Raw genomic sequence first — 23,313 nt, 5'->3', positions numbered from 1 at the left:
CTTTCAATAAAAAACCTGCTAAACTGTTAACATTTAGCAAGTTTTTCTTATTGGAAAATTATATATCAGTTCCCTGACTCCTGATAGGCTGCATTCAAGATATCTCGAATAGCCTGTACAATATCCTGCGAAGCGCAGTACAAATACATGTCAGGCAGCTGCACCAGGCGCTTGTTGCGAATGGCTTTTACTGACTGCAGCGCCGGATCATTTTCCAGGTCTGCCTTGATTTTATTAGCATCCAGTTTACCGTTACCCCAGGTTGGCACCAGTATGAAATCCGGATTAATACTGATAATGCCTTCCTTGGTCAAAACATCATTTTTCCCCAAGCCGGCAGCGGCTGCGCCGTTAATGACCCCTGCGTAACCGCACATATCGTCAAACAAACTACCTTTGCCGCCATAGGCAGCCATATGAGAAATCAGCACCAGCGTCTGGCGGCGTTCCGGCGGTATGTTCTTGACTTTAGCCGCAATATCAGCCAGTTCCGTGTCCACACGGCTTAGCATGGCAGCACCGGCCTCTTCTTCACCAATTGCCTGCGCAATTTCACGGATGGCTTGCTTGACTTCCACGACACTGGACGGTCCCTTGCTGACAAACACCGGCATGCCCATGTCGCGCAGGGTTTGAATAAGATCAGCCCGATTCCATTCCGGCGCGATGATTAGGTCAGGCTTCAGTTCCAGAATCTGTTCGGCATTGTAGTCCTTCATCCGTTCCTTTATCTTGCCGGCTTTATCGGCAATCGTCGATATGCCGGGGTCATCTGCCAGATAGTGCAAAGCGACTACCCGCTCCGGCTGCACCATGGCTAAAACCATTTCATCACTGGATAAAGCTAAGGTCACAATCCGCTGCGGTTTTTGCGGCAGCGTGAGTACATTTCCCTGCGTGTCGGTTACCTGATAACCTGTTGCTCCGATAGCACTGACAGTGCTTGCTGTCGTCTGCCCACCAGCACAGCCTGCTGCCAATAGCATACTCAAAACACTGAAAAGCACAACTGCCATTGCAGTTATTCCGCCATACTGCCGCATTCCCCCGGCTTCTCTTGTTGTTGCTACTCCAAACAGGAAGCCTTTGCGGCTACGCATCATTGCGCTCCTCTAACTCGCCCTCAATTGACAAGTACAACTGTTCCAATTCGCGTTTGGTCTCTTCCTTGGCATTCCACAAACCGCGCTGCGCCGCTTCGAGCAAGGTTTCCGCAATCTGCTGCAGCGCCCAGGGATTAACTTCTTTCATCCATTCCTGCATCTCGGCATCAAAGGCATATTTTTCTGCATACTTCTCGTACATCCAATCTTCCATAATATCACTGGTCGCGTCCCACTGGTAACTGTGAGCTACGTAATTGGATAGATCAGCAGCGCCTTTATAGCCGTGTTTTTTCATGCCTTCGATGAATTTAGGATTAATCGCTTCGCCCCGGAACATACGTTTGAGTTCTTCCTGCACACTGCGCATCATAACCTTCTTTCGGTCTGAACTGTCACCGCAATACGAACGGGGCGCTTCGCCCTTGATGCTGCGAACAGCAGCAATCATGCCACCGTGGTACGCATTATAGTCATCCGAATTGAGCATGCTGATTTCGCGGTTATCCTGGTTTTGAATCGTAACATCCAGACTACCCATGCGGCGGCTGAACAATTCCGGTACATAAGCACCTTTTCCGTTGCCACTGTAGGCGTGTCCGCCCCAACGGACATAGACTTTTGCCAACTCATCAATAGTTTCCCAATTTTTTGCTTCCAACACAGCGCCGACACCGGCCCCATAGGTTCCGGGCGGATCACCGAAAATCCGCCAACTTGCCTGCTCCCAGGCTTCCGCACTGTCCATCCCCTGTTCTTCCATGACTTTGGCATCTTCTGTTACGTGTTTTTTTACATAGTTCAAGTCTGGTCCTTCCTCTAGCTGCAAGACCAGTTCCACTGCTTTATCCAGCCACGCCGATGCCATCGGCATACTATCGCGGAACAAACCGCTGATCCGACCGATCACGTCAATACGCGGACGTTTCAGTTCCTCTATGGGGATAACTTCCAGGTCTATTACCCGCATACTGCCTTTTTGCCATACCGGCTTGACGCCCATCAAATATAAAAATTGCGCAATGCACTGTCCATGACTACGCATGTTGCTTGTCGCCCACAGGACAATACCGACATTTTCAGGGTACCGCCCTTCTTCAGCGATATAACGCTCAATCACATCATCCCCCATGGTCTTGCCAATCTCCCAGGCCGCAGGCGTAGGCAATGTACGAGGGTCTACACCGTAGAAGTTCCGGCCTGTCGGTAGAATATCGGCTCCACCGCTAGTTGGCGCCCCGCCCGGCCCTGGCTCCACATAACAACCATCCATCGCCGCCATCAGGTTGGTGATTTCCTGCGTCGTTTTCGCCAAACTAGGAGCTATCGTCCGACAAACATAAGAAACTGCCGCTAATAGCCGCTCCCGCAAATCGACAGAAAGCGCAGCCGCCCAGGAAAATTGCAGGACCTCTACCGCCTGATCCGGATCAAATTCATGCTCAGCCAACATAACCAGGATATCGCGGCAGCGTTCCCGGACATTATCAGCCAAAACACCATACGTCTTGCTCCCGTCTGGCAGCAACTTGGCGCTTTCCTCTAAAAGCTGGTAATAGTCATAACCATATACAGCAGCAATGGTCTGTGTAAGCGACGGAATATCGCCATTATCCACCTTCGTAAGTGCCAGCAGGTACTCGATCAAGGTTTCCCCGGCCGGCGGACAGCCCAAGGTATGCAACCCTGTCCGGATCTGCATGTTTTTGATATCGGTAACATACGCATGCAGGCGTCCGACAAAATCATCAAAAGGTTGCTCGGGATCTTCCGGTACGTCTTCCTGCAAATTGGCTTCCGCTGCTTTGGTGCGAATGAGTTCCATAACAGTATCCAGTTGCTCTGGCTGGGTCTGCTTAAAATGACAGTACTCATCCAAGATTTTATCCAGTTCTTCCAATTCATCGTAAGTGCCGGCATGACTCATGGGCGGCGTCAGATAACTAATCAGGCAGGCTGCGCCGCGTCGTTTGGCCTGGACGCCTTCGCCAACAACCGTAATCCAGTACGGATATATATTAGGCAAATCGTCAATAGACAGGTCAGGATAGCATTCCCGCGACAGTCCCGCACCCTTGCCTGGCAGCCATTCCAGCGAGCCATGAGTGCCGACATGCACAACAGCATCAGCCTGCCAGATATCGCGCAGCCAGTAATAATAACCGAGATAATGATGGGTCGGAGCACAATCAGGCGAATGATAGATTTTTGACGGATCTTCGCCAAAACCGCGCGGCGGCTGCACAGTAATAAAGATATTGCCATTTAACATACCGGGAACTAAAACTTTTCCGTCATAATGGAACACATCCCCCGGCGGTTCACCCCAGTCTTTTACTAATTGTTCCTGAGTCGCTTGCTCTACTCCATCAAACCAAGCCTGGTACTGCACTTTGGTCAATTGTCCGTCTGTTTCCGCTATCTGCTTTTCCGTCAAACACCGCCGGTCATTCGTAGCATGGGCAATGAGTTCATTCATGAAAGACTGGCTATCTTCAGGAATACTGTCAAGCTTATACCCCAGTTCACGCATCTTCGCCAGCAAAAGACGAACGCTTTCCGGCGAGTCCATTCCGGCGGCACTACCAATATTCGAGTTGGTTGGCGGATAGTTGTGAAAAATAATGCCGATTTTCTTTTCGCTGTTTGGCTTATAGCGTAAAGCGGCCCACTTCCGGGCTTTTCGCACCATCGAATTGATGCGCTCGGTCAACGGCAAATAAATGGCGTTGCCGTCATCCTGATATTCCCGCCCGGCTACCGGCACACCATGCAGTGCCCCGTCAAACTCAGGCATGGCAATGCTGACTGCCATCTCCATCGCGGTCATGCCTTCGATGGATTGTTTCCATTCGTCGCGAGATTGATATAGCGTATAGGCCTGCAGGATAGGCACACCCAAATGATTCAACGCTTCCTGGTCAATGGCTTTCATCGATGTCATCGAAAATTTAAATGTATTTAACAAAACATCAATGCCTGCTTTTTCCTCCCGGCAGAAATAGTCAGCCATTGTTTCCTTAAGTCCCGGCGTACCCAGTTCCGGATTACCGACATACTGGCAAAACACCGCCAACGCATTCATGTCCTGCCGTTCAATCTCCTCCACCAGCGCCGCCTGATAGGTCAAATCACCCCAGACCCATTCATCACGGTAGAACAAAAGGCCGATTGTCGGCCTGTCAGCTTGGCAAAAGACTGCGCGGTATTCTGCCAAATCGGTGAACGGGCGCTCTGCCCGCGGATGGTAAATGCCCTGCCACAGTAATGTTTCCGGTTCTTTTACAGCAATAGCTTCCTGACAATACGTTTTGGCCAGCCAACACCAAAATTGGCGAAAGTTTTCCAGGCCACCATATGACAGGTATTTTTGCATTTGTTCCTTTTCTTCAGCAGAAATGCCATATGACAGCTCGCCTGCGCTCGGGTCGGAGATTAACATGGCATAAGTAATCTTATGTTTACGCAGAAATTCTGCTGATTTTTTTAGGAAGGCAGTATCAAGTCCACTGCCCATCCATGTAAAAATAACAATATCGCTGGCCTTGAAGGTCTGCTGCCATTCTGCGCCCCAGGGAACAGCCTCAGTTAAGAGTACCGTCCTGTCCTCTGCTTTCAGCCCTTCTTGAACAAGACTCTCCCGGGCTCTTTCCAGCATAAGACATTGTCGTTCCATATTGGTCAAAAAAATAATGCGTCCCATAGTATGCCCTCACTTTCTAAAAACTGCCTGGCGTTTCATCTTACCACACAAGCCAACATCATCTGCTCCCAGGTTTTTATCAACATCGATATTTCGGCTTGCTGAATTACCGGAGCGTTAACGCCAAATTTTTTTCCGGCACTCTGCAAAAGCTCATTGCTGCATTCACAAACTTCTTCAGCCGCTAATAAATTCCATTGCAGCTGATCGATCAGATGAACATACAAGGAGGTATAGGTAACAGCCTGCGGCTCTCGTTCCCACTGCCGCAGTGACTGGAGGAATACTTCCTTTTCTTTTGGCTGTACCATAATTAACAGATACTTCTGCCATAACGTTTCCTCAGTTACGCCAAAGCGTTTCAGCCGACGCAGCACACTATGCTGCTTTGCCGGCGTTAATCCGTTCTGCTTTAGCAAAGCTTCTGTCACAGCTTGTTTTACAGCAAGTCCAATCAACTCGCCAAGCTTGTTGTGTTTACCTGCTCCTTCAAAATAAAGCGGCGATTGTGGGTTAGCTACCGCAATACTCTGGTCTGTGCCGGAGCCGGTTGCCAAGCCAGTTGAATAGAGACTCCCCACCATCAGTTCCTGCAAAGCCACCGTCTTGGCTTCTGTGCAGGTTACCAACGCCCGTGCCAACGTGCCAGGCGGCATATCGGCGTCTATAATCAACATAACATTAATTGTTCCCGGCTTATGAACCGCTGTTTTTTCGACAGGTGCATAATGCTGAGCCGGATCACCAACCCGTCCGCCATTGCCTTCAACCCCTGCGGTTGCAATTGCTGTCACAACAAGTTCCTGATATGATCTGACAACGATAGCCACATTTTCCATTCGCGCCGCCGTTCCCATGCCTGTTGTCCGATCAGGGTCAAGACCGGCATCAACAGCCAGTATGCGCATGTGTTCCTGATAAGTGGCCGCCCGCAATTTGGCATGACTGCCGTCATCTGGTCCACAGTTATGATTGAATACCCCTGTTAGGTCTTCTCGATAACCCCCGTTTAGCAATGAGGTGCTCAGCACTTTTCGCGGCGCTGTAAAGGCAACAGAAATGCTGCAGTTTTCCGGCTTCCAAATGACTTCATCCCCCATAGATAACGTATGCAGTAAAATAGCTTCCATAATATATCCGCCCCCATTTATCCGACGACCAAGCCGCTCTAAGACTCACATTTTCTACAAATGCGAGTTAAGAGCGGCTAAGTCTCACTTTATAACTCAAGCACTTTAAATTCTGTAGACAACAGCTGCTGCCTTTCTTCGTCCCAGTCAAATAAAAGTGCCGCCTGCTGCAGACCGTGATAGGCAATTTGCAGTTTCCCGTTAACCACGACGGCGCTTTCCGCCTTGCTCAAATCCATTCTCTCCTGATTGCCGGTCTGATTGCAAATCCAAACCGGCAGACCGCTCTCCCGCGAACACCGCTCCCAGGCATTGACCGGCGGCCCGCCGCAGCCTCCCGGCGGCCAGGCTGCAGGTACAATGATGACTTGCGCCTGCTTGGCTTTTAGTGCCTGTGCGTTTTCTTCAAAATAGGAATCGGCGCAGACCAGCACGCCGGCGGTCATCTCCTTACAAGCAAAGGGATCCCGGCATGTTCCTTTACTTGCCCAGCCTTCCGCGCCTGTACCATGTGAGCGCATTTTCCGGTGGCGGCCGATGATCTCGCCGTCATTACCAATAACCAGACAGCTATTATAGTACAGGCCACTTGTTTCATCCTGTTCGGCACAGCATAAAAACAGGGTCAGGCCATAGGCGCCTGCCAGCTGTCTGATGGGCTGCAATTCCGGCGCAGGCTGTACCGGTATGGAATAGGGGCGGTCTTTCTGGGTAAAAAAATAACCCTGCAGTGCAGTCTCCGGCGTGACTATCCAATTGGCCCCCTCTTTGGCGGCAAGAGTTATCGCCTTTTCCAGCAACGCCTGATTCCGCTTTTCCGGCCCGCCACTTAGCTCAAGATGCAATAAAGCAATGCGCATACTCATTCTCCTCAATTCAATCCTATAAAAATTGTACCAATTAGAAACTATACTCTATGCCCATTTGAACATTGCGTCCGGGTGACGAATACCAATACGTTTTGCTGGGATTACCGTCTGAACCCTGCTCCGCATAGAATTTATCAAAAATATTGTTCACTTTTGCATACACTTTCGTAGTAGCTGAAGCCTTGTAATTAACAGCTAAGTCCCACACCCAGAAGTTTTTAAATTCATCGACTGTATTTTTGCCATATCCCCCTTCTCGGTCAACAATCCCCCGCCCATTAAGAACGGTATTGAACTTGTCCTTGTCATAATCAAACCCAATATTCCAGGTACCGCGAGGCAAGAAACCGTTTCGATTCGGATTGGATGTTGCCGATGTCGGATCTACATAAATATAGGTATAACCAATATTGGCTCTGAAGTTTTTGTTAAAGTCTTTTGTCAACCGTACTCCCCAGCCACGAGAGTCTTCTTTTCCTGTATTGTAATATTGATACCATGGAGCACTGGTCAAGTATTTATAGCCAATCATATTCTCAGCCTTCTGCTTATAAATATTGAAGCTGCCAACAAAACTATCGTCAAATTTGTGATTCACACCGAATTCGACGGTTTTTCCTTCCTCCGGTTTTAAATCTTTGCTGCCAATTTTCGAAAATACTTGGTATTGGTTAGGAGCGACAAAAAATTCCTTGTAGCTGACATAATAATTTGTTTTATCATCCTGCTTATACCCCACTACAACACTTGGCGTAGTGTGGTTACCGTATTCAGAGTGATGATCAAACCGAATCCCTGAGGTAAGATTCCAGTTTTTATCAATGTTCCATTCGTCTTGTATAAATAATGCCTGGTTAGAAAGTTCTTTATCTTGGTAGGTTTCTGCATTAAGCATCGATCCGGCATAGTATGCCGAATAGTAATTCTTTACTTTGTCCTTATAATAATCAAACCCGCCAATCAAGGTATGCTGCTTACTTGCTTTATAAGTGAGCTGATCGGTAAAGCCTGCAGTTTCTAAATCCATGTACCATATATCCGCTCTATCATATTTGTCCTTTAAAACATTTTGGTTTCTAAATAGCGAAAACTTATTTGTCAATTGTTCAGAAATTTTTCTATCATAGACAAGACTAAATTTATTATTGTCCTTTTTACCATAATCTCTAGTAGTATCAAATGAACCTACATCAGGTCTTTGATAATCGGATTTATAGGTTTGATAATTTAAGGTAAGACTGGAATTTTCATCAAAATCTTTGCCGATTTTAAAATTTAACGCCGTAGAGTTAATATCGTTAATGACAGAGTTGCCGTTTCCATCTTTAAAATCACCCATAAGCCGCTTTTGAGCGTCAATACTCCAGAACAGCCCATTCTTGCTGCCGCTATGCGTAAAATTATACTGTTCTTTATCATAGCTGCCATATTCAATCCCAAGTTTAGATTCCGATTCACCATTTTTCAGCTTCCGGGTAATAATATTAATGACACCGCCCTGTGCGTCAGAACCGTACAAAGTGGAAGCAGAGCCTTTTAGCACCTCTATGCGCTCAATCATATTCATATTGACAAATTCTCCTATCGGAGCTTTGCTGTATATACTGCCATTCGTATTGGCCCGCATGCCATCAACCAAAAAGACTACATTAGCAGACCCATTGATATATAAGCCATTCGAACTAAAGTTTTCGCCGCCGGCACTATAATTCATAATTGTGACACCTTGCACATGCCGTAAAGCATCACTAACATCCGCATAATGATTTTTTTCAATTTCTTCCCTGCTAACCACACTAATATTGGCATTTGCCTCAAATTCCTTAACCGGTGTCTTTGTAGCGGTTACTACCACCTGATCAAACGCGTAGTCATCTCGTTCCTCCGCATAGGAAATCCCCGTCATGCCCAGCACCAGCGCACTGCTCACCATAGCGCACAGCAAGGCTTTTCTTTTGTTTGTCAATTTTGACTGTTTCATTAATGTTTCTCCCCCTCAAATTATAAATTTTTTTCATCGGATAAAATCAGGGCAATATTCCGGCATGGTTTTTTTCCCCTTTCACCTCTTCCACTGACAAAAGTGCATATATTGATTCCAAAGCCGCTCAACCATATGGACTGAGCCGCGGAAACCCATAAATGGCCTGTCGTGCAAAATGATCTCATCGTACACTGGCAGGGAGATATTCTGGCACACCACCTCTGTCACTGCCTGTTGCTGCAATATAGCTTTTTCCTGGCCGCTTGCCAGTAGCAATCCTGCTGAAATGTTTGCCAAATGACTTTCGATCACCTGACTGTCACTCTGTCCGTCGAGGATGGTATCAATGCAATTAGGCACCGTATATGAAGGAACGCCGTCATGCAATATAACGGTTAATGTTCCGGTAGACATCCACTCCGAACGCAGCACCTGTGCCATCGAGAGAGCAACCGAAGAAGGTGCCGCAACAAGTGTATGTTCAAACCATGGTTCACCCCACAACCGCTGCAGTTCCCGCGTGGCTGTACGCAGCCGGCGATTTAGACTGTCAGCTTCCTGCTGCACAGCCTGCAGATTTTGAGCGTCTCCTGGCATGGCCTGCGCTATTGCTTTCAGCCAGCTTAGCGAACCTTCCAGACCGTAAGGCGGCAGCAGCGACAGATAAGGCATGCCGTATTCCTTCTGCAGATACTGCGCTAGATTAAGTCCCAGTTCGGCATGAATGACTAGGTTTAATTCTGCCTGAGTCATTGCTGCCATTTCTTCAGTACTGCTGCCTGCGCCCGGATAGGCCCATACTTTGTATCCGGCCAGTGACAGCATGCGTTTCAACTCTTGCAAATCGTTTTCCGCATTGTAATAGCCGACCGAGCAGCCCAACAAGTTCACCGTACGAGGCTGTACCAGAGTACGCCGCTGCAGCGGCATAACAGAAAAATAGGCTGCTGCTGCTGCCTGGTAGCCTTCCCAAAAGCCGCCTGTCAAACCGCCGCTGTCAATACATACCACCGGACAGGGCATATCAGCCTGCGCGGCAATTCCGGCAATATCATCGCCAATCAGACTGACAGAACAGCTATTTTCTATTAAGAGAACCGATGGACGGGACGACTGCCGAATGGAGTGTAATAATTCCAGCAGGCATTCTTCTGTACCATAAACAACGGCATTATTATCCGGCTGTGTGCCAAAGAAACGCTTGCCCATAGTAGGACATTGTTTGTCAAAGAACTTAAGCGCATAAAAATAACACCAGAGCGGTCCATTTGCCACAATAGCGGCATCAGGAATACCGGCAAAAAAAGCTGCCGCGCCGGTTAAAGCACAAGTATTCACCTGGGTGCAAACATTACCCCACTGCAGCTTATCAACCATACAGCACCCCTCCCCGCCGCCCAGTCTGCCTTGCCAGCCGCGCTAATTTATTCAACAAGTCAATTAAGCCGCCAACGCCTAACGGCGGTAGGATCGGCAGAAAAAACTGCCGATTTTCTTCATCCTCCAGTTCGTGGGTTGTAATCAGAAGGTCTGCAGCTTTTATCATGGCTTCTCCCTCTTTTTCGTCCAAAATAGACGCTACCGTATATTTTTTTAGTTCTTGCCGCATGGCCTCTTTCTGCTCCCCGGTAAGTCCGTTAAACAAAACAATTCCCTCAGGCTTTACTCCAGCCAAGGTAAGTAATTCAATCACCATATCTGGCTGAAAATGGATGAGTGGCCGGCCAATGCCCACTACTACCCTTATTGTCTGCATGGCAGTACGGCACTGGGATAGCGGCAATTCCAGCCTTTTTTCCTGCACTGTTTCTGCCTGCAAGGTTTCTCGTTCCCGGTCCAAAATTCTGCCCAGTTGCCTGATCCAGGTTTTCGTTCCCTGCCAGCCTACCGGATATTCATGATCAAGAAAGGGAATCCCAAACTTTTCTTGTAAATCAACAGCAAGTCGGCGCATCCAGGTATAGGATTGCGGTCTTCCCCCCAACGGAATACAAAGCGCCGAAGCTGGAACACGTTTCAGCTCTTCCAGCGTAGCATATCCCGGAAAACGGCATTGTACCTGCAGACCAAAAAAACTAAGCAGTTCACCGATTTCTTTTGCGTCGGTTCCGTTCGGGCCGCCGCGGTCGCCCAGCAAGGTTACTGTATTAACGTTTTTAGGCTGCGGCTCCATAAACCGGTCTGTCAGAATTTTAGCTGTATAATAAAACCCGGCATGATACTCCCCGTCTAAAAAACCGCAGCAGGGCACGGTCATAATCGGTATACCCCACTCTGTCTCAGCCTCCCGGGCAATTGCCTGGGTATCATCGCCGATGACACCGGCGACACACGAATTAGCAACCATAATATACTGGGGGTTGTACCGCTTTACGACATAGTCAATACATTGTCGCAATTGATCGGCACCGCCAAAAATGGAGTGCTCTTCCTGCAAATTACTTGTTACTAACGGTGCCGTATATTGCTTCGGCACAAATGTCTGGCGGGCTACTGCATGATAGTGACCGCCCAAGTCCATATCACGAGTTACATGTCCGCAGGCCTTGGGACTGTGATAAATCACGACAGCCCCTTCGTTATGCGCCACGGCACGCCACACACCTGGCATACTGCAACTGCAGCTTCGTTTCATTGTTACCATATGCCGTTTATTCATTGTCATCGCTGCGTCCTTCCAATTCTCCCTCAATCTCCATATACAGCTTCTGCAGTTCTTCTTTGGTTTCCGGCTTGGCCTCCCATAAACCGCGTTGTTCTGCCTCTAGCAACACCTCGGTAATGCGGTGCAAGGCCCAGGGATTCACGTTTTTCATCCATTCCTGTACATCCGGGTCAAACGCATATTTTTCGGCAAATTTTTCATACATCCAGTCTTCCAGAACTGCGCTGGTCGCATCCCATTGATAACTGACCGCCACATAGCTGGACATATCTGCCGCGCCTTTATAACCATGTTCTTTCATCCCATTGATATACTTCGGATTCATGGCCTCACCCCGAAACCAGCGTTTCAGTTCTTCACTCAGACTGCGGATCTGCACCTTGCTACGATCCGAACTGTCACCCACATAATTGCGCGGCATTTCCCCTTTTATGCTGCGAACTGCGGCCACCATGCCACCACGATATGAATTATAATCATCGCCGCTCAGCATAGAAGACTCCCGGTGATCGACATTTTGTACCGTAATATCAAGGCTGCCCATACGCTTGCTGAATACGTCAGGCATGTATGTGCCATTGGAACCGACTCCATAAGCATGCCCGCCCCAGCGTACATACACCTTGGCAATATCATCAATGTTTTCCCAGTTTTTTGCCTCCAGCAAGCCCCCCACCCCTGCGCCATGAGCGCCCGGTGGGTCACCAAAGATGCGATACGAGGCCTGCCGCCAGGCTGTAGCCGGGTCAACACCCTGCTCTGTTAATTCCTGCGACTCCTGTAAAACATGTTTGCGGATATAGTTTTCTTCGATGCTTTCATCTAAAGACGCCACCATATCCACCGCTTTATCCATCCATGTAACCGAACTTGGCATACTATCCCGGAATAAGCCGCTGATACGTCCGGTGACATCTACTCTGGGACGCTTAAGCTCTGATAAAGGAATAACTTCAATATCACTAACGCGCAAACTGCCTTTTTGCCAAACCGGCCTTAGACCCATCAAATATAAAAACTCAGCTACACATTGCCCGTGATTGCGCAGATTGCTTGTCGCCCACAAAATAATGCCAACGCTTTCCGGATAGTGCCCTTCCTCCGTAACATACCGAGCGATAATGTCTTCTGCCATTTGTTTGCCGATTTCCCAGGCAACCGGTGTTGGCAGTGTCCGTGGATCAACACTGTAAAAATTGCGTCCTGTCGGCAATAAGTCTGCGCCGCCGCTGGTTGGCGCTCCTGAGGGACTTGGTTCAACATATTCCCCCTCCATTGCCGCCAGGAGATTCGTGATCTCCTGCGTTGTCTTCAACAGGCTTGGAGCAATGTGCGTACAAATATAACGGCTTACACACAGAAACTGTTCCCGCAATCCAGCCTCTAACTGACTTGTCCAGGGTAAAGCAAGCACAGCCTCCGCTTTTTCGACAGCAAAGTCATTTTCTGTTAAGACCAGAATGGCTTCCCGGCTTTTTTCCCGGATCTCATCAATCAACATGCCATAGGTCTTGCTGCCGTCAGCCAGCATTTTGCCGCTGTTTTCCAACAGCTCGTAAAAATCAAAACCAAACATCCCTGCCAGTGTTTGAATGAGTGAAGGAATATCACCATTATTCACACGCGTTAACGCCAATAAATATTCGGTGAGATGTTCACCTGTTGGCGGACATCCCAAGGTATGCAGTCCTATTTTCATTTGCATGTTTTTTATATCGGTTATAAACACATGCAAATGGCCCACATATTCGTCGAAATCAGTTGCTTCGGCTTCCGGCACATCTTCGTTTAGGTTAGCCTCTTTTACTTTATCCCTGATCATTTCCTTAATCGGTTCCATATCGGTATTGGCCGTATCTTGTTTGAAATGACAATATTCTTCTAGCAATGTTTCCAGTTCGGCCAATTCTTCATAGGTACCGGAGACGCTCATCGGTGCCGACAAATAGCTAATCAGACAGGCTGCGCTGCGCCGCTTGGCTTGGATTCCTTCCCCCACGCAAGTGATCCAATAGGGATAAATATTCGGCATATCATCAATCGCAATGTCCGGATAGCAGGCGTCGGACATGGCTGTCCCTTTGCCTGGCAGCCATTCCAGTGAGCCGTGTGTTCCAACATGAATCAATACATCAGCCTGCCATACATTACGCAGCCAATAATAAAAACCAAGATAATGATGGGTTGGCGCACAGTCTGGCGAATGATAAATTTTACCAGGGTCTTCCCCGAATCCTCGCGGCGGCTGAACAGTAATAAACACATTGCCGTTCAGCATACCGGGGACTAATAAAAAATCGTCATACTTAAACACTTGCCCTGGTGCTTCGCCCCAGTCGCTAAGTAGCTGTTCCTGGGTTTTTTCCTCCAAACCGGCAAAAAACCGGCCATATTGCTCAGCCGTCAATTTGCCGTCAGCTTCGCTGATTTGTTTATCGGTAATAAACCGCCGGTCATTTGTTGCGTGGGCAATTAACTCCTCCATAAACACCTGGCTATTTTCCGGTAGATGATCGACATTATAGCCGCGCTCCATCATTTCAGCCAACAACAGTCGGATACTCTCAGGAGAATCAATGCAGGAAGCGCTGCCAATATTGGAATTAGTTGGAGGGTAATTATGAAAAACAATGCCCACTTTCTTTTCCCGGTTAGGTTTATGCCGCAATCTTGCCCACTTGCCGGCTTTACGCACCAACATAGCAATCCGTTCAATGATGGGTTTCTTTTCATGTGTGCCATCAGGCAATTCTTCTCTTGTTGACACAGGCACTGAATGGATAATACCGTCAAACTCAGGCATAGCAATCGCATACGATATTTCTGAAGGACTCATGCCTGCAAAGCTCTCGTTCCACCACGCATATGAATTGTACAAATTATAAGCCTGCAATACCGGCACGCCTAAGTCTTGAATTACTTTTAACTCCAGGAACCGAGTCACCGTAAGCGAAAAAACAAAGTTATTAATTAGAACATCAATGATTACCTTACCCTGATCATAAAAGTAGGTTTCAAACGTTTTAGCCAAATCAGGCGAGCCCTCTGCCGTGTTCGCCATGTTATTCGTAAACACAACTAACGCATTATATCCTTGCCGTTCTATTTCACGGATCATTTCGGTTTGATAGCTTACATTGCCCCAAACCCATTCTTCGCGGGAAAAAATCATGGCAATGGTTGGGCGGTCTGGTAAACAAAACTGCTGACGGTAGAGCCTTACATCAGTAAATGCTTCCTCGGCACCAGGATGATAAATACCGTTCCACGGCAGTTGCTCTGGATCAGCATAGTTACAATCTGCCTGACTAAACTGACAACTCATCCATAACCACAAATTGCGATAATTTATTAGTCCGCTAAAGGATATATATCGCTGAATCAACCCTTTCTCTACCAGAGTAATTCCATATTCCAATACATCATTGCCAGGGTCAGCAATCAAATAAAGATGTTTAATTTTATGTTTCTGCAAAAATTCGAACGACTTCTTCAGAAACTTTGTATTTAAGCCGGTTCCCATCCAGGTAAACAGAATCATATCACTGGATAAAAACTCCTTCTCCCATCTATCGCTCCACTTTTCCGCATCTGTTAAAAGCGCAGAACTGGCAGACACCTGAAGCAGCCCTTCTTCACAAAGGGTCTTTTTCGCTTGGCTCATCATGGTATGCTGTTGTTCCATATTAGTTAGAAACATTATTTTTCCCATTAGCCTATCACCTCACTTATTACATAAATCAAAAAAGCTCTCCCAACAAAGTTGGGAGAGTTCAAAACACCTATTATATCCGATAAAAATCCCGGCATTAAAAACGCCGGGATGAGATAACGGTACAACAGTCTGACTGTAAATCCCCTCCCCATCACTCGTGGGTAAAAAACGGTGATTGACAGATAGGCAGTTCTCCTGGCTCTAGATCATCGCTTGTCCAAACCTTCCCAAGACTTTTTCATCTCAGTGGCATACCTTAGACTAACTCCCTATTACAGTGGCGGGACCGCGCCGGCATTACACCGGACTTCCCTATTAAGTCCTTACGGACACCTATCTCAATAATATGAAATTATAAAGCTACTATACAATCGCTAACAGATTCTTTTCCCTTGTAGGTAAATAATAAATTCAGCCTAGAAGCTTCTTTTATAACCTAACTGGAAGGTTCTTCCCAAGGTATAGTACTCTGACGTGGAATGGGAAGTAATATCCTTGCGATCAAACAGATTGTCTACTGTTAAAAAGATCTCGCTATCAGCTGCCGCTTTATAGCTGATATTGGCACCTGTCAGTAACATCGGCTTAATGCTGCCGCCGTCATCGGTATCGCGTTCACGGTCCGCTAAATAGGTAGCCGTAAGTGCTGCCTTCCATTTTTCATTGGTATAGTTTATTCCTCCGTTTAGCTGCAGCTTACCATAGTAGCGGTGCCAGCCTTCGCTATCGCCATTTTTGTCTGTTTCATATTTTTGCGGATTACTATAAGAAATGCCCCAGTTGGTATGCCAGCCACCGCCATTATTAATCGTGCAGGATAATTCAATTCCGGTATTTTTAATGTCTTCGTTGGTAGTGTTAAAGGTATCTGTACTTTCGACATACGTAGTTGAAATACTGTCATCTATCGCATAGTTAAACAGAGCTAACCGCCAAGCATGGGTATCAGTGTTCCGTTTTAATCCAATTTCATAATGTTCGCCTTGTTGTGGCTTTACACTGGGATTGCCTTTTACCCTGCCAGCTGAACCGTATATTTGGGTAAAGGTAGGCATCATGAAGGACATCCCGGCATTAGCATATAAGCTGGTATTATCGTTTAGTTTCTTCAGATATTGCAACTGGGGTGTAAACTTATTATAGTTTCTATCATCTACAGCACCCTCTGTCCAAGTTTCGCGGGCACTCAGGATGATATTGGACGAAGGATTCAGCCGATGATCATATTGCCCGTAAATAGAATATACGTTACGGTCAAAGGAACGGCTATCCCAGTCACCACTATCCACTTTTTCTTTCGCATCATAACTTTCTCTTTGGGCGTTAATACCAATAAGTAAAGTATCATCTTTTAATTTCCAGCTGTTTTGCACATCCAACCCAATTGTTCGATCTTTGTCAGTACCCTTGGTTACACTCGGCGTAGCCAGTTGTTGATATTTTTTACTTACCGTAGCCCAATACTCGTTTTTATGGCTATCCATTTCCTTTTGATTGAAATACAAAGTACCTTTTACATTATCTTTTTTATAGTTTAATTGCATTCGATTATAGGTTGTATCAAAATTACTGCTTGAGCTCAGGCTGCCAACAGTCGCTTTATTCGCCGCTTCATCATGGCGATAGAAATAGGTCGAATCACTTGTACCATAGGAATGGCTGAAATCCCAATTGTCATCAAATGTATAGCGCCAGGATAAATTTTTTCGGTCATTGCCGGAAAAATCATAATAACGTTTAGGCACATAGCTGGCACTAGTGGACGCAGTTGTACTTCTGGTATAACCACCAGATATGTGGTCAATTTCATCTGTTTTATTAATAGAATAATTCATCCCAAATTTACCAGCCTGAAAACTGACATTATTATTTTTTGTGCCATTATTGCCAGCAGAAGCTGAGATACTATTGCTTTTTTTACTCTTGGAAATAATATTGATAACCCCGCCAGTTGCTTCACTACCATATAATACCGAACCGCCGCCACGAATTACTTCGATCTTTTCAATATCATCTAGCGGAATGTCTTCTAAATTATAGCGTCCATGCAGGTTTAATGGTACACCATCGATTAATACTAATGTCCCTTTTTCTACACCGCGGATAATAATTTTACTGGTCATTGTACCCTGGGCATTTCCCATCGGCCCCTGGGCATGATAAATAATGCCTTCACTATACTTTAGTGCCTCAATTACACTGGTGGCCCCGGTGGCCTTTAACTCTTCCTGAGTATATACACTGATTGCCGCCGGTGTATCCAGGTCTTTAGTGGCATACCGCTGCGCCGTTACTACAATAGGATCTAAATTAAAGGCTTCTGCCTCTTCTGTCGCACTTACAGTTCCTGCTGACAGCATAACTGTGGCTGGTACTAACATGCCAATTGCGATTTTCCGTGCTAATTTTCCTCTAGCTTCTAAGCTTGCCATAATCTACACTCCTTGTATCTTTTATAAACATCCTTGTTTATTTTGGTACTTTGTTTCCACTTTAGAACTACTCTTCTTTTCGATCTTATCGCGTGTTTGATAGCATATATAACATAGCGTTAATGAATGATTTTCCAACATATTTCTCATCACTTCCTCTTACTCGCGCACTTTCTCCATTGTCCAGACGCTAATGCCTAGCAGTACCACAATATATACCAGCATAATTAGCCAAGACAGACCTGCCGCCTCGCCACCACTACCGATAGCCCTGAGTGCATGGCTGGCATGAGTCAGCGGCAAGAACTCCAGTACCCACCGGACAATGGCTGGTAATTTGTCAATGCTGAAAAAGGTAGCACATAAAAATGACATTGGCAGCAACACATATGTGCTAAAATTCCCCATTTCCTCATGGGACGGAATGAGCATAGCCGCCACAAAGCCTAAGCTTGAAAAGACGAGACAATTTAAGATAATAACAAGCCAAAATAATAGCGTCATCTGAAATTTGGCACCAAATACATAGGCCAACAGAATAATAATTACTGATGAAATTATGCCGCGTAAAGTTCCAGCTAATACCTTGCCAATGATAAACGATAACGAACTAATCGGAGCAACCAAATATTCTTCCAGTGTTTTGTGGTATAACCGGCTCATATTAAGCGGCGATGCTACTGAGTTAAAGCTAATATTCATAGAGTTAAGAGCAAGAATGCCTGGCACAATATAATCCAGATAATTGCCCTGACTCACCTGTACACTCCGCCCCACGCCCCAGCCAAAAGCCACCAAGTACAAAATTGGCGTAATCATCCGCGAAAGAATAAAGGTTCCCAGCCGTCTGTGAAGTACAACCCAATCCCGCCAAAATACAGTTGCAATATCTGTTAGCATTAGTCCACCACCTTTCTACCTGTTAGCTCAACAAAAACATCTTCCAAATTGGAGCGCCTGGTGGTGGTTGTCATGGTCAATGTCCCGGCAAACGCAGCCGCTTCTTCCCGGCTGTGAAAGAACTTAGTCTGACGGCCTTCATCCACATTCCACTCCACAACATACACGCCTAGGCGCTGACACAATTCTGCAGGACTATTCAGGGCAATCAATTTGCCCTTTTCCAAAATGGCTACCCGCCCGCACAAAAACTCGGCCTCTTCAATGTAATGGGTTGTCAGCATAACTGTCAGCTTATCAGTTGCCATGTGTCTGATTAAATCCCACAGACGCCGCCGTACCTGAGGGTCAAGGCCGACTGTCGGTTCATCCAGAAATAAAACCTGCGGTTCATGCAAGAGCGCTCTGGCAATCATCAACCGCCGTTTCATGCCGCCGGAAAGGTTCTGCACCTTATCATCGGCGCGTTCGGAAAGTTCGACATATTCCAGGAGTTCCAGAATACGCTTAGTACGTTTCTCACCAGGAATATGCTGCAGCCTGCCGTGCAACTCCAGATTTTCCTGGGCTGTCAAGTCTGCGTCCAGATTAAAATGCTGAGGTACAATGCCCAGTATTTGCTTGACTTTTTGTTCATCCTGCGGCAGCTGCCAGCCATTAATGCTTAGCATACCAGCTGTGGGCCGGGTTAGCATGGTCAACATTCTGATCATTGTCGTTTTACCTGCTCCGTTCGGCCCCAGCAAACCGAAAATCTCTCCTTGTTTTATATTCAACGAGATTCCGTCAACAGCAGTACGATCACCAAATTTTTTATCCAAATTTGCTATCTGAATCATGTTTGTAAACCTCTTTACCCAATAATATGTGCTCTGGTTTTGGCCCAGATTGAATATCCCCGGCGCATCAGCAGCAGAGAGGATTTAGCCTTGCCGGAATTTTGTTAGAAACGGGCAGTAACTCCCAGTTTATATGAACGCGGCAATGTATAGTAAGCCGATGTTGAGCTGTTATTGCTGACATCTTTGCGATCCAGTAGATTTTCAACGTCAAATGTCAATGTATACATTTTGCTCAAATCATGTGTAACATGCAAAGACACTGGGAAAAACGGCTTGATATCTTGCCCTTCATCACTGCGGTCAGCAAAATAGGTAGCACTTAAAGCAGCAGCTGTCGGACCGCATTTATAATTTAAAGCTCCGGTCAGTTGTACGCGCCCTAATGTTTTTTCCCAGGTATCGCTGCCACTGCTTTTGGATTCAGGATTTCCGTAGCTGCCGCCAACAGTATAGGAAAATTTGTCACTCAGCTTATTGTTGTAACTGGCTTCTATACCTGAATTACGGAACCCGGACAGGTTTTGGGCTTGTCTGGTAACACCGTCAGACAACGTTTTCCATTCGATCTTGTCATCAATATCTAATTTGAATAAGGCAACCTTCCAGCTATTGTTTCCTTGTTCCGCTTTATAGCCGATTTCGTAGTTCATACCTTTTTCCGGCTTCAAATCCGGATTGCCGACAAATGACCCCGAAGTGTAGTACAGTGATGTAAAGTTCGGCATATTAAACGATTTACCAATGTTGGTATACCAAGAACTATGCTCGTCAATCTTTGTTATTGTCTGAAACTGGGGACAAAATGCGGTGAACCGCTCATCGTCAGTATCTACGACATCTTCACGGGCACTAAGGATCATCCGTGTCTTATCATTCAGCGGCATGTCCCATTGACTATACACGGCATAATGATCCCGGTTAATTGATCCGGTTGCTTTAACTGCCGCCAATTTCCGGCTTGACGCGGAACCGGTAAAGGCCTGCTGGGTTTGCTCAAAACCCTCATCCTGATAAGTAAATCCGGCTAATAATTTTCCTTTACCTACTTCCCAGGCTTTTTGTGTATCCAAACCCAATACTGTATTTTCGGCTTTTGTCCAGGCCCGAATAGACGGACGAGCGGTTTCCAAGGTAGTATAGTCCAAATTTTGCTTATTGAAATATAGTTTACTGGTCAAACCGTCTTTTTTGTACTCCAATTGTGCCATATGCTTGTCATTTTCATAATGTGAATCCTGTAGGATGTTATTGGTACTATTTTGCCGGTACAGGATATGGTAATCATCAGCTCCATACATATAACTAAAATTCAAATTATCATTAAACTTATAATTCCAGATGAAGCTATTCCGGTTACTGTCACCAAAAGCAATTTTATAGTATACGGGCTTTTTTGTTGTCCCCAGTGTTGTGCTAGACTTGGTGTCAGTCACCGTACCGCCTTCTGTAGTCTTGCCATAATTATAGTTAAAACTTGCCTTTCCCGCCTGGAAGGATAATGCATGATTCTGTTGGTTGGTGCCACCTGATACAGTTACCGTGTTGTCTACTTTTGTTTTGGTAATAATATTGATCACTCCGCCAAAGGCCTCACTGCCATATAGCACCGAGCCGCCGCCTTTAACAATCTCCACCCGGTCCACTGAATCTACGGGAATCTGCTCTAAATTATATTTGCCATTCAAATTGGCGGGAACGCCATTGATCATTACCAACGTACCGTTGTCCACGCCGCGAATGATTATCTGGCTGGTCATATTACCCCAGGACTGCCCTTGTGATCCCATAGAGTGATAGATAATGCCTTCCTTATATTTTAAGGCTTCAACTATATTAGCTGCCCCGGTAGCTTTCAGTTGCTCATTGGTGTATACAGCGACATCTGCCGGCGTATCCAAATCTTTCGTTGCATAGCGCATGGCAGTGACAGTTACTTCATCAAACGAATACTCCGGATTAGCTGCTTCGGCCCCCGCCTGTAACGGCCACGCCAAACAACATAAAGCTACAGGTACTACTAATTTTTTCTGCCATTTTCTTTTCCTGCTTTTTTTCATGGTTTCTTCTCCTCATACTTTCCTTCATCCGCCAAGAAGCGTTCTACTAATGCACATCCCCAATTGTCTGCCGATTTTCCTGGATTGCCATCACTAACGAAATAATTCCGGGTCGCGGTATTAATATAATTAGAAAATCATGCTCGTAGTTTAAACACTACCGGCATGGTAGTTTGACAGGCAATCCTTTGCCCTGTTCCTCTCACCTTAGCCGGAACAAAACGCCAGCGCTGAACGGCGTCCACAGCAGCAGCGTCTAAAAGCTCAGAGCCGCTGGACTCAGCAATACTCACCTCACCGGCATGACCATTCTCCAAAATTTCAATTCTGAGCACTACTGTGCCCTCAACACCTCCCTGACGTGCTTGTTCCGGATAGGCCGGTTCCCGGCGTGACAATATACCAGGCGGAGTGACCTCGCGTGAGTTGCCTGCACTGCCACCTGAATTTCCTCCTGCACTTTGCCCTTCGCCTGGCCCAACTGCCGCTGCTGACTCGCCGCCGCCACTGGCTGCACCGGCACTTACTGGGGCAATAGCACTAGTGTCAACAGACTCGACAGCCATGGAACTAACCGCTACTACCGGCTCTGCTATCACTGGTTCTGCTACCGATTCTGCCACAGCTGCTGGCTGATGAACGGGCGGTTGTGGCAAATTACGCACTGGCTCAGCACTGGCTGGACGCTGTTCAGGTATAGCAGTTGCTACCTGCGGACTGTCCGGTTCATTGGTTAACTCCAGCTCAATCAAGGTTTCCGGTAGTTTCTCAGGCAGTAAAGCCTTACCCGCCATCCAGCCTACACTGGTTAATACAAGACTGTGAAACAGGAATGAAATAACCAAGGCTTTTCGCCAGCGTGAGCTTGCCGCCCAATCCATTATTTATCCTTCCTTTCTGTCGCGATAGCCACCCGGTGGACTCCCGCCAGTTTCATTTCGTCAAGAACCGCTACCACTCTACCATATTCTGCCTGTTTATCAGAACGAAGTACGAACACGATATCACTTTGCTTATTCATTTCCAGTTGCACTCGTTTTTTTATTAATTCTAGGGGAATATCTTCCTGATCAAATAAAACCCGTCCATCTTGGGTAACATTAACTGCTACACTATGTGGTTTATCATTTTGTGCCGAGGCCGCCTGCGGCAAATTAACAGGAATAATCTGCTGATCAACCATGTAGAGGGTGCTCATAATAAAAAACACCAACAAAAAGAAGATAATATCAATCATCGGAATAATCATCAGCTTGGGCTGATGCTCTGAACGCAGATTACGCAACTTCATGATGTTTCTCCTGTTTGATGTGCCCGAGCAAGAGCAGGCAAGTTTGCTCAATATTGGTGATCAGCTGATCTAAACGATGGTTAAAATAACTGTATATAATCATGGCCAAGGTGGCTACACACAAGCCGGAGGCGGTAGCAATGAGCGCTTCCCCGACACCGCCGGTAATGGCCTGCGGTTGACCAGCTTTGATATTCATGACACTGAAAGAGCCAATCATGCCAACAACGGTTCCCAAGAGCCCAAGTAGCGGTGCAATGGTTACAATGGTATCCAGATGACTTAGATTAGTCCGTAGACTGGCAACAGCCAAAGCCGCTTCCCCCTCAAGCACACTTTCCATATTCAGGCAACCTACCTGCATATAGCGCATTCCTTTGGCTGCCACTATAGCAGCAATACCTTGGGTTTGCTGACATAATTCACCAGCTGCTGCCCAGTCAGCACGCTCCAGTAATGGAGTAAGCTGACTGATAAACTTATGCATATCGGTGTTCATTTTTCGGTAATACAAAAAACGCTCCACACCAATCGTTGCCACTAGTATGGAACAGGCCAAAATCATATACATAACCGGGCCACCTTTATGGAATATACTAAAGCATTCAGCTATAAAGCTCAT

At 46.6% G+C, this 23,313-nt stretch carries 15 protein-coding genes and 1 riboswitch; all 15 genes read right to left on the bottom strand.

Annotated features, from left to right (window positions below; translation table 11 throughout):
• Positions 1-65: 65 nt before the first annotated feature.
• Positions 66-1,103: an ABC transporter substrate-binding protein gene (locus ACZ449_RS08275; RefSeq protein ID WP_464260552.1), complete on the bottom strand. Its 1,038-nt coding sequence runs from the start codon at positions 1,101-1,103 to the stop codon at positions 66-68.
• On the bottom strand, positions 1,093-4,806 hold the full coding sequence (gene cobN, locus ACZ449_RS08270; RefSeq protein WP_464260551.1) for a cobaltochelatase subunit CobN: 3,714 nt from the start codon (positions 4,804-4,806) through the stop codon (positions 1,093-1,095). The genes ACZ449_RS08275 and cobN (ACZ449_RS08270) overlap by 11 nt, the downstream gene beginning before the upstream one ends.
• A gap of 35 nt (positions 4,807-4,841) precedes the next feature.
• Positions 4,842-5,936, bottom strand: coding sequence for an adenosylcobinamide amidohydrolase (locus ACZ449_RS08265; RefSeq protein ID WP_464260550.1), 1,095 nt, complete (start codon positions 5,934-5,936; stop codon positions 4,842-4,844).
• A gap of 89 nt (positions 5,937-6,025) precedes the next feature.
• The gene (locus ACZ449_RS08260; RefSeq protein WP_464260549.1) at positions 6,026-6,796 is read right to left on the bottom strand and encodes a carbon-nitrogen hydrolase family protein; all 771 of its coding nucleotides are present in this window, start codon (positions 6,794-6,796) and stop codon (positions 6,026-6,028) included.
• 40 nt (positions 6,797-6,836) lie between these two features.
• On the bottom strand, positions 6,837-8,786 hold the full coding sequence (locus ACZ449_RS08255) for a TonB-dependent receptor plug domain-containing protein (protein ID WP_464260548.1): 1,950 nt from the start codon (positions 8,784-8,786) through the stop codon (positions 6,837-6,839).
• 81 nt (positions 8,787-8,867) lie between these two features.
• Complete coding sequence (locus ACZ449_RS08250) at positions 8,868-10,166, bottom strand: nitrogenase component 1 (protein WP_464260547.1); 1,299 nt, start codon at positions 10,164-10,166, stop codon at positions 8,868-8,870.
• A complete protein-coding gene (locus ACZ449_RS08245) occupies positions 10,159-11,454 on the bottom strand; it encodes a nitrogenase component 1 (protein ID WP_464260546.1) in 1,296 nt (431 codons plus the stop codon). Before ACZ449_RS08245 ends, ACZ449_RS08250 begins: the two co-directional genes overlap by 8 nt.
• The gene (gene cobN, locus ACZ449_RS08240; protein WP_464260545.1) at positions 11,441-15,166 is read right to left on the bottom strand and encodes a cobaltochelatase subunit CobN; all 3,726 of its coding nucleotides are present in this window, start codon (positions 15,164-15,166) and stop codon (positions 11,441-11,443) included. The genes ACZ449_RS08245 and cobN (ACZ449_RS08240) overlap by 14 nt, the downstream gene beginning before the upstream one ends.
• Before the next feature lie 171 nt (positions 15,167-15,337).
• Positions 15,338-15,521, bottom strand: a riboswitch (cobalamin riboswitch).
• A 64-nt stretch (positions 15,522-15,585) separates the two neighbouring features.
• Positions 15,586-17,601, bottom strand: a complete 2,016-nt coding sequence (locus ACZ449_RS08235; protein WP_464260544.1) for a TonB-dependent receptor plug domain-containing protein — start codon at positions 17,599-17,601, stop codon at positions 15,586-15,588.
• Between the two features lie 159 nt (positions 17,602-17,760).
• The gene (locus ACZ449_RS08230; protein WP_464260543.1) at positions 17,761-18,501 is read right to left on the bottom strand and encodes an ABC transporter permease; all 741 of its coding nucleotides are present in this window, start codon (positions 18,499-18,501) and stop codon (positions 17,761-17,763) included.
• Positions 18,501-19,340: an ABC transporter ATP-binding protein gene (locus ACZ449_RS08225; protein ID WP_464260542.1), complete on the bottom strand. Its 840-nt coding sequence runs from the start codon at positions 19,338-19,340 to the stop codon at positions 18,501-18,503. The genes ACZ449_RS08230 and ACZ449_RS08225 overlap by 1 nt, the downstream gene beginning before the upstream one ends.
• Positions 19,341-19,444: 104 nt before the next feature.
• Entirely contained in the window at positions 19,445-21,400 is a 1,956-nt protein-coding gene (locus ACZ449_RS08220; RefSeq protein ID WP_464260541.1) for a TonB-dependent receptor plug domain-containing protein, read from the bottom strand.
• Positions 21,401-21,537: 137 nt separating this feature from the next.
• Positions 21,538-22,281: an energy transducer TonB gene (locus ACZ449_RS08215; protein ID WP_464260540.1), complete on the bottom strand. Its 744-nt coding sequence runs from the start codon at positions 22,279-22,281 to the stop codon at positions 21,538-21,540.
• A complete protein-coding gene (locus tag ACZ449_RS08210; RefSeq protein ID WP_464260539.1) occupies positions 22,281-22,691 on the bottom strand; it encodes an ExbD/TolR family protein in 411 nt (136 codons plus the stop codon). Before ACZ449_RS08210 ends, ACZ449_RS08215 begins: the two co-directional genes overlap by 1 nt.
• Entirely contained in the window at positions 22,678-23,313 is a 636-nt protein-coding gene (locus ACZ449_RS08205; RefSeq protein ID WP_464260538.1) for a MotA/TolQ/ExbB proton channel family protein, read from the bottom strand. Before ACZ449_RS08205 ends, ACZ449_RS08210 begins: the two co-directional genes overlap by 14 nt.

This window comes from Desulfosporomusa polytropa (assembly GCF_055380075.1).
Note: the sequence above shows the minus strand (reverse complement) of the source record. Positions and strands in the feature narration are given on the sequence as shown.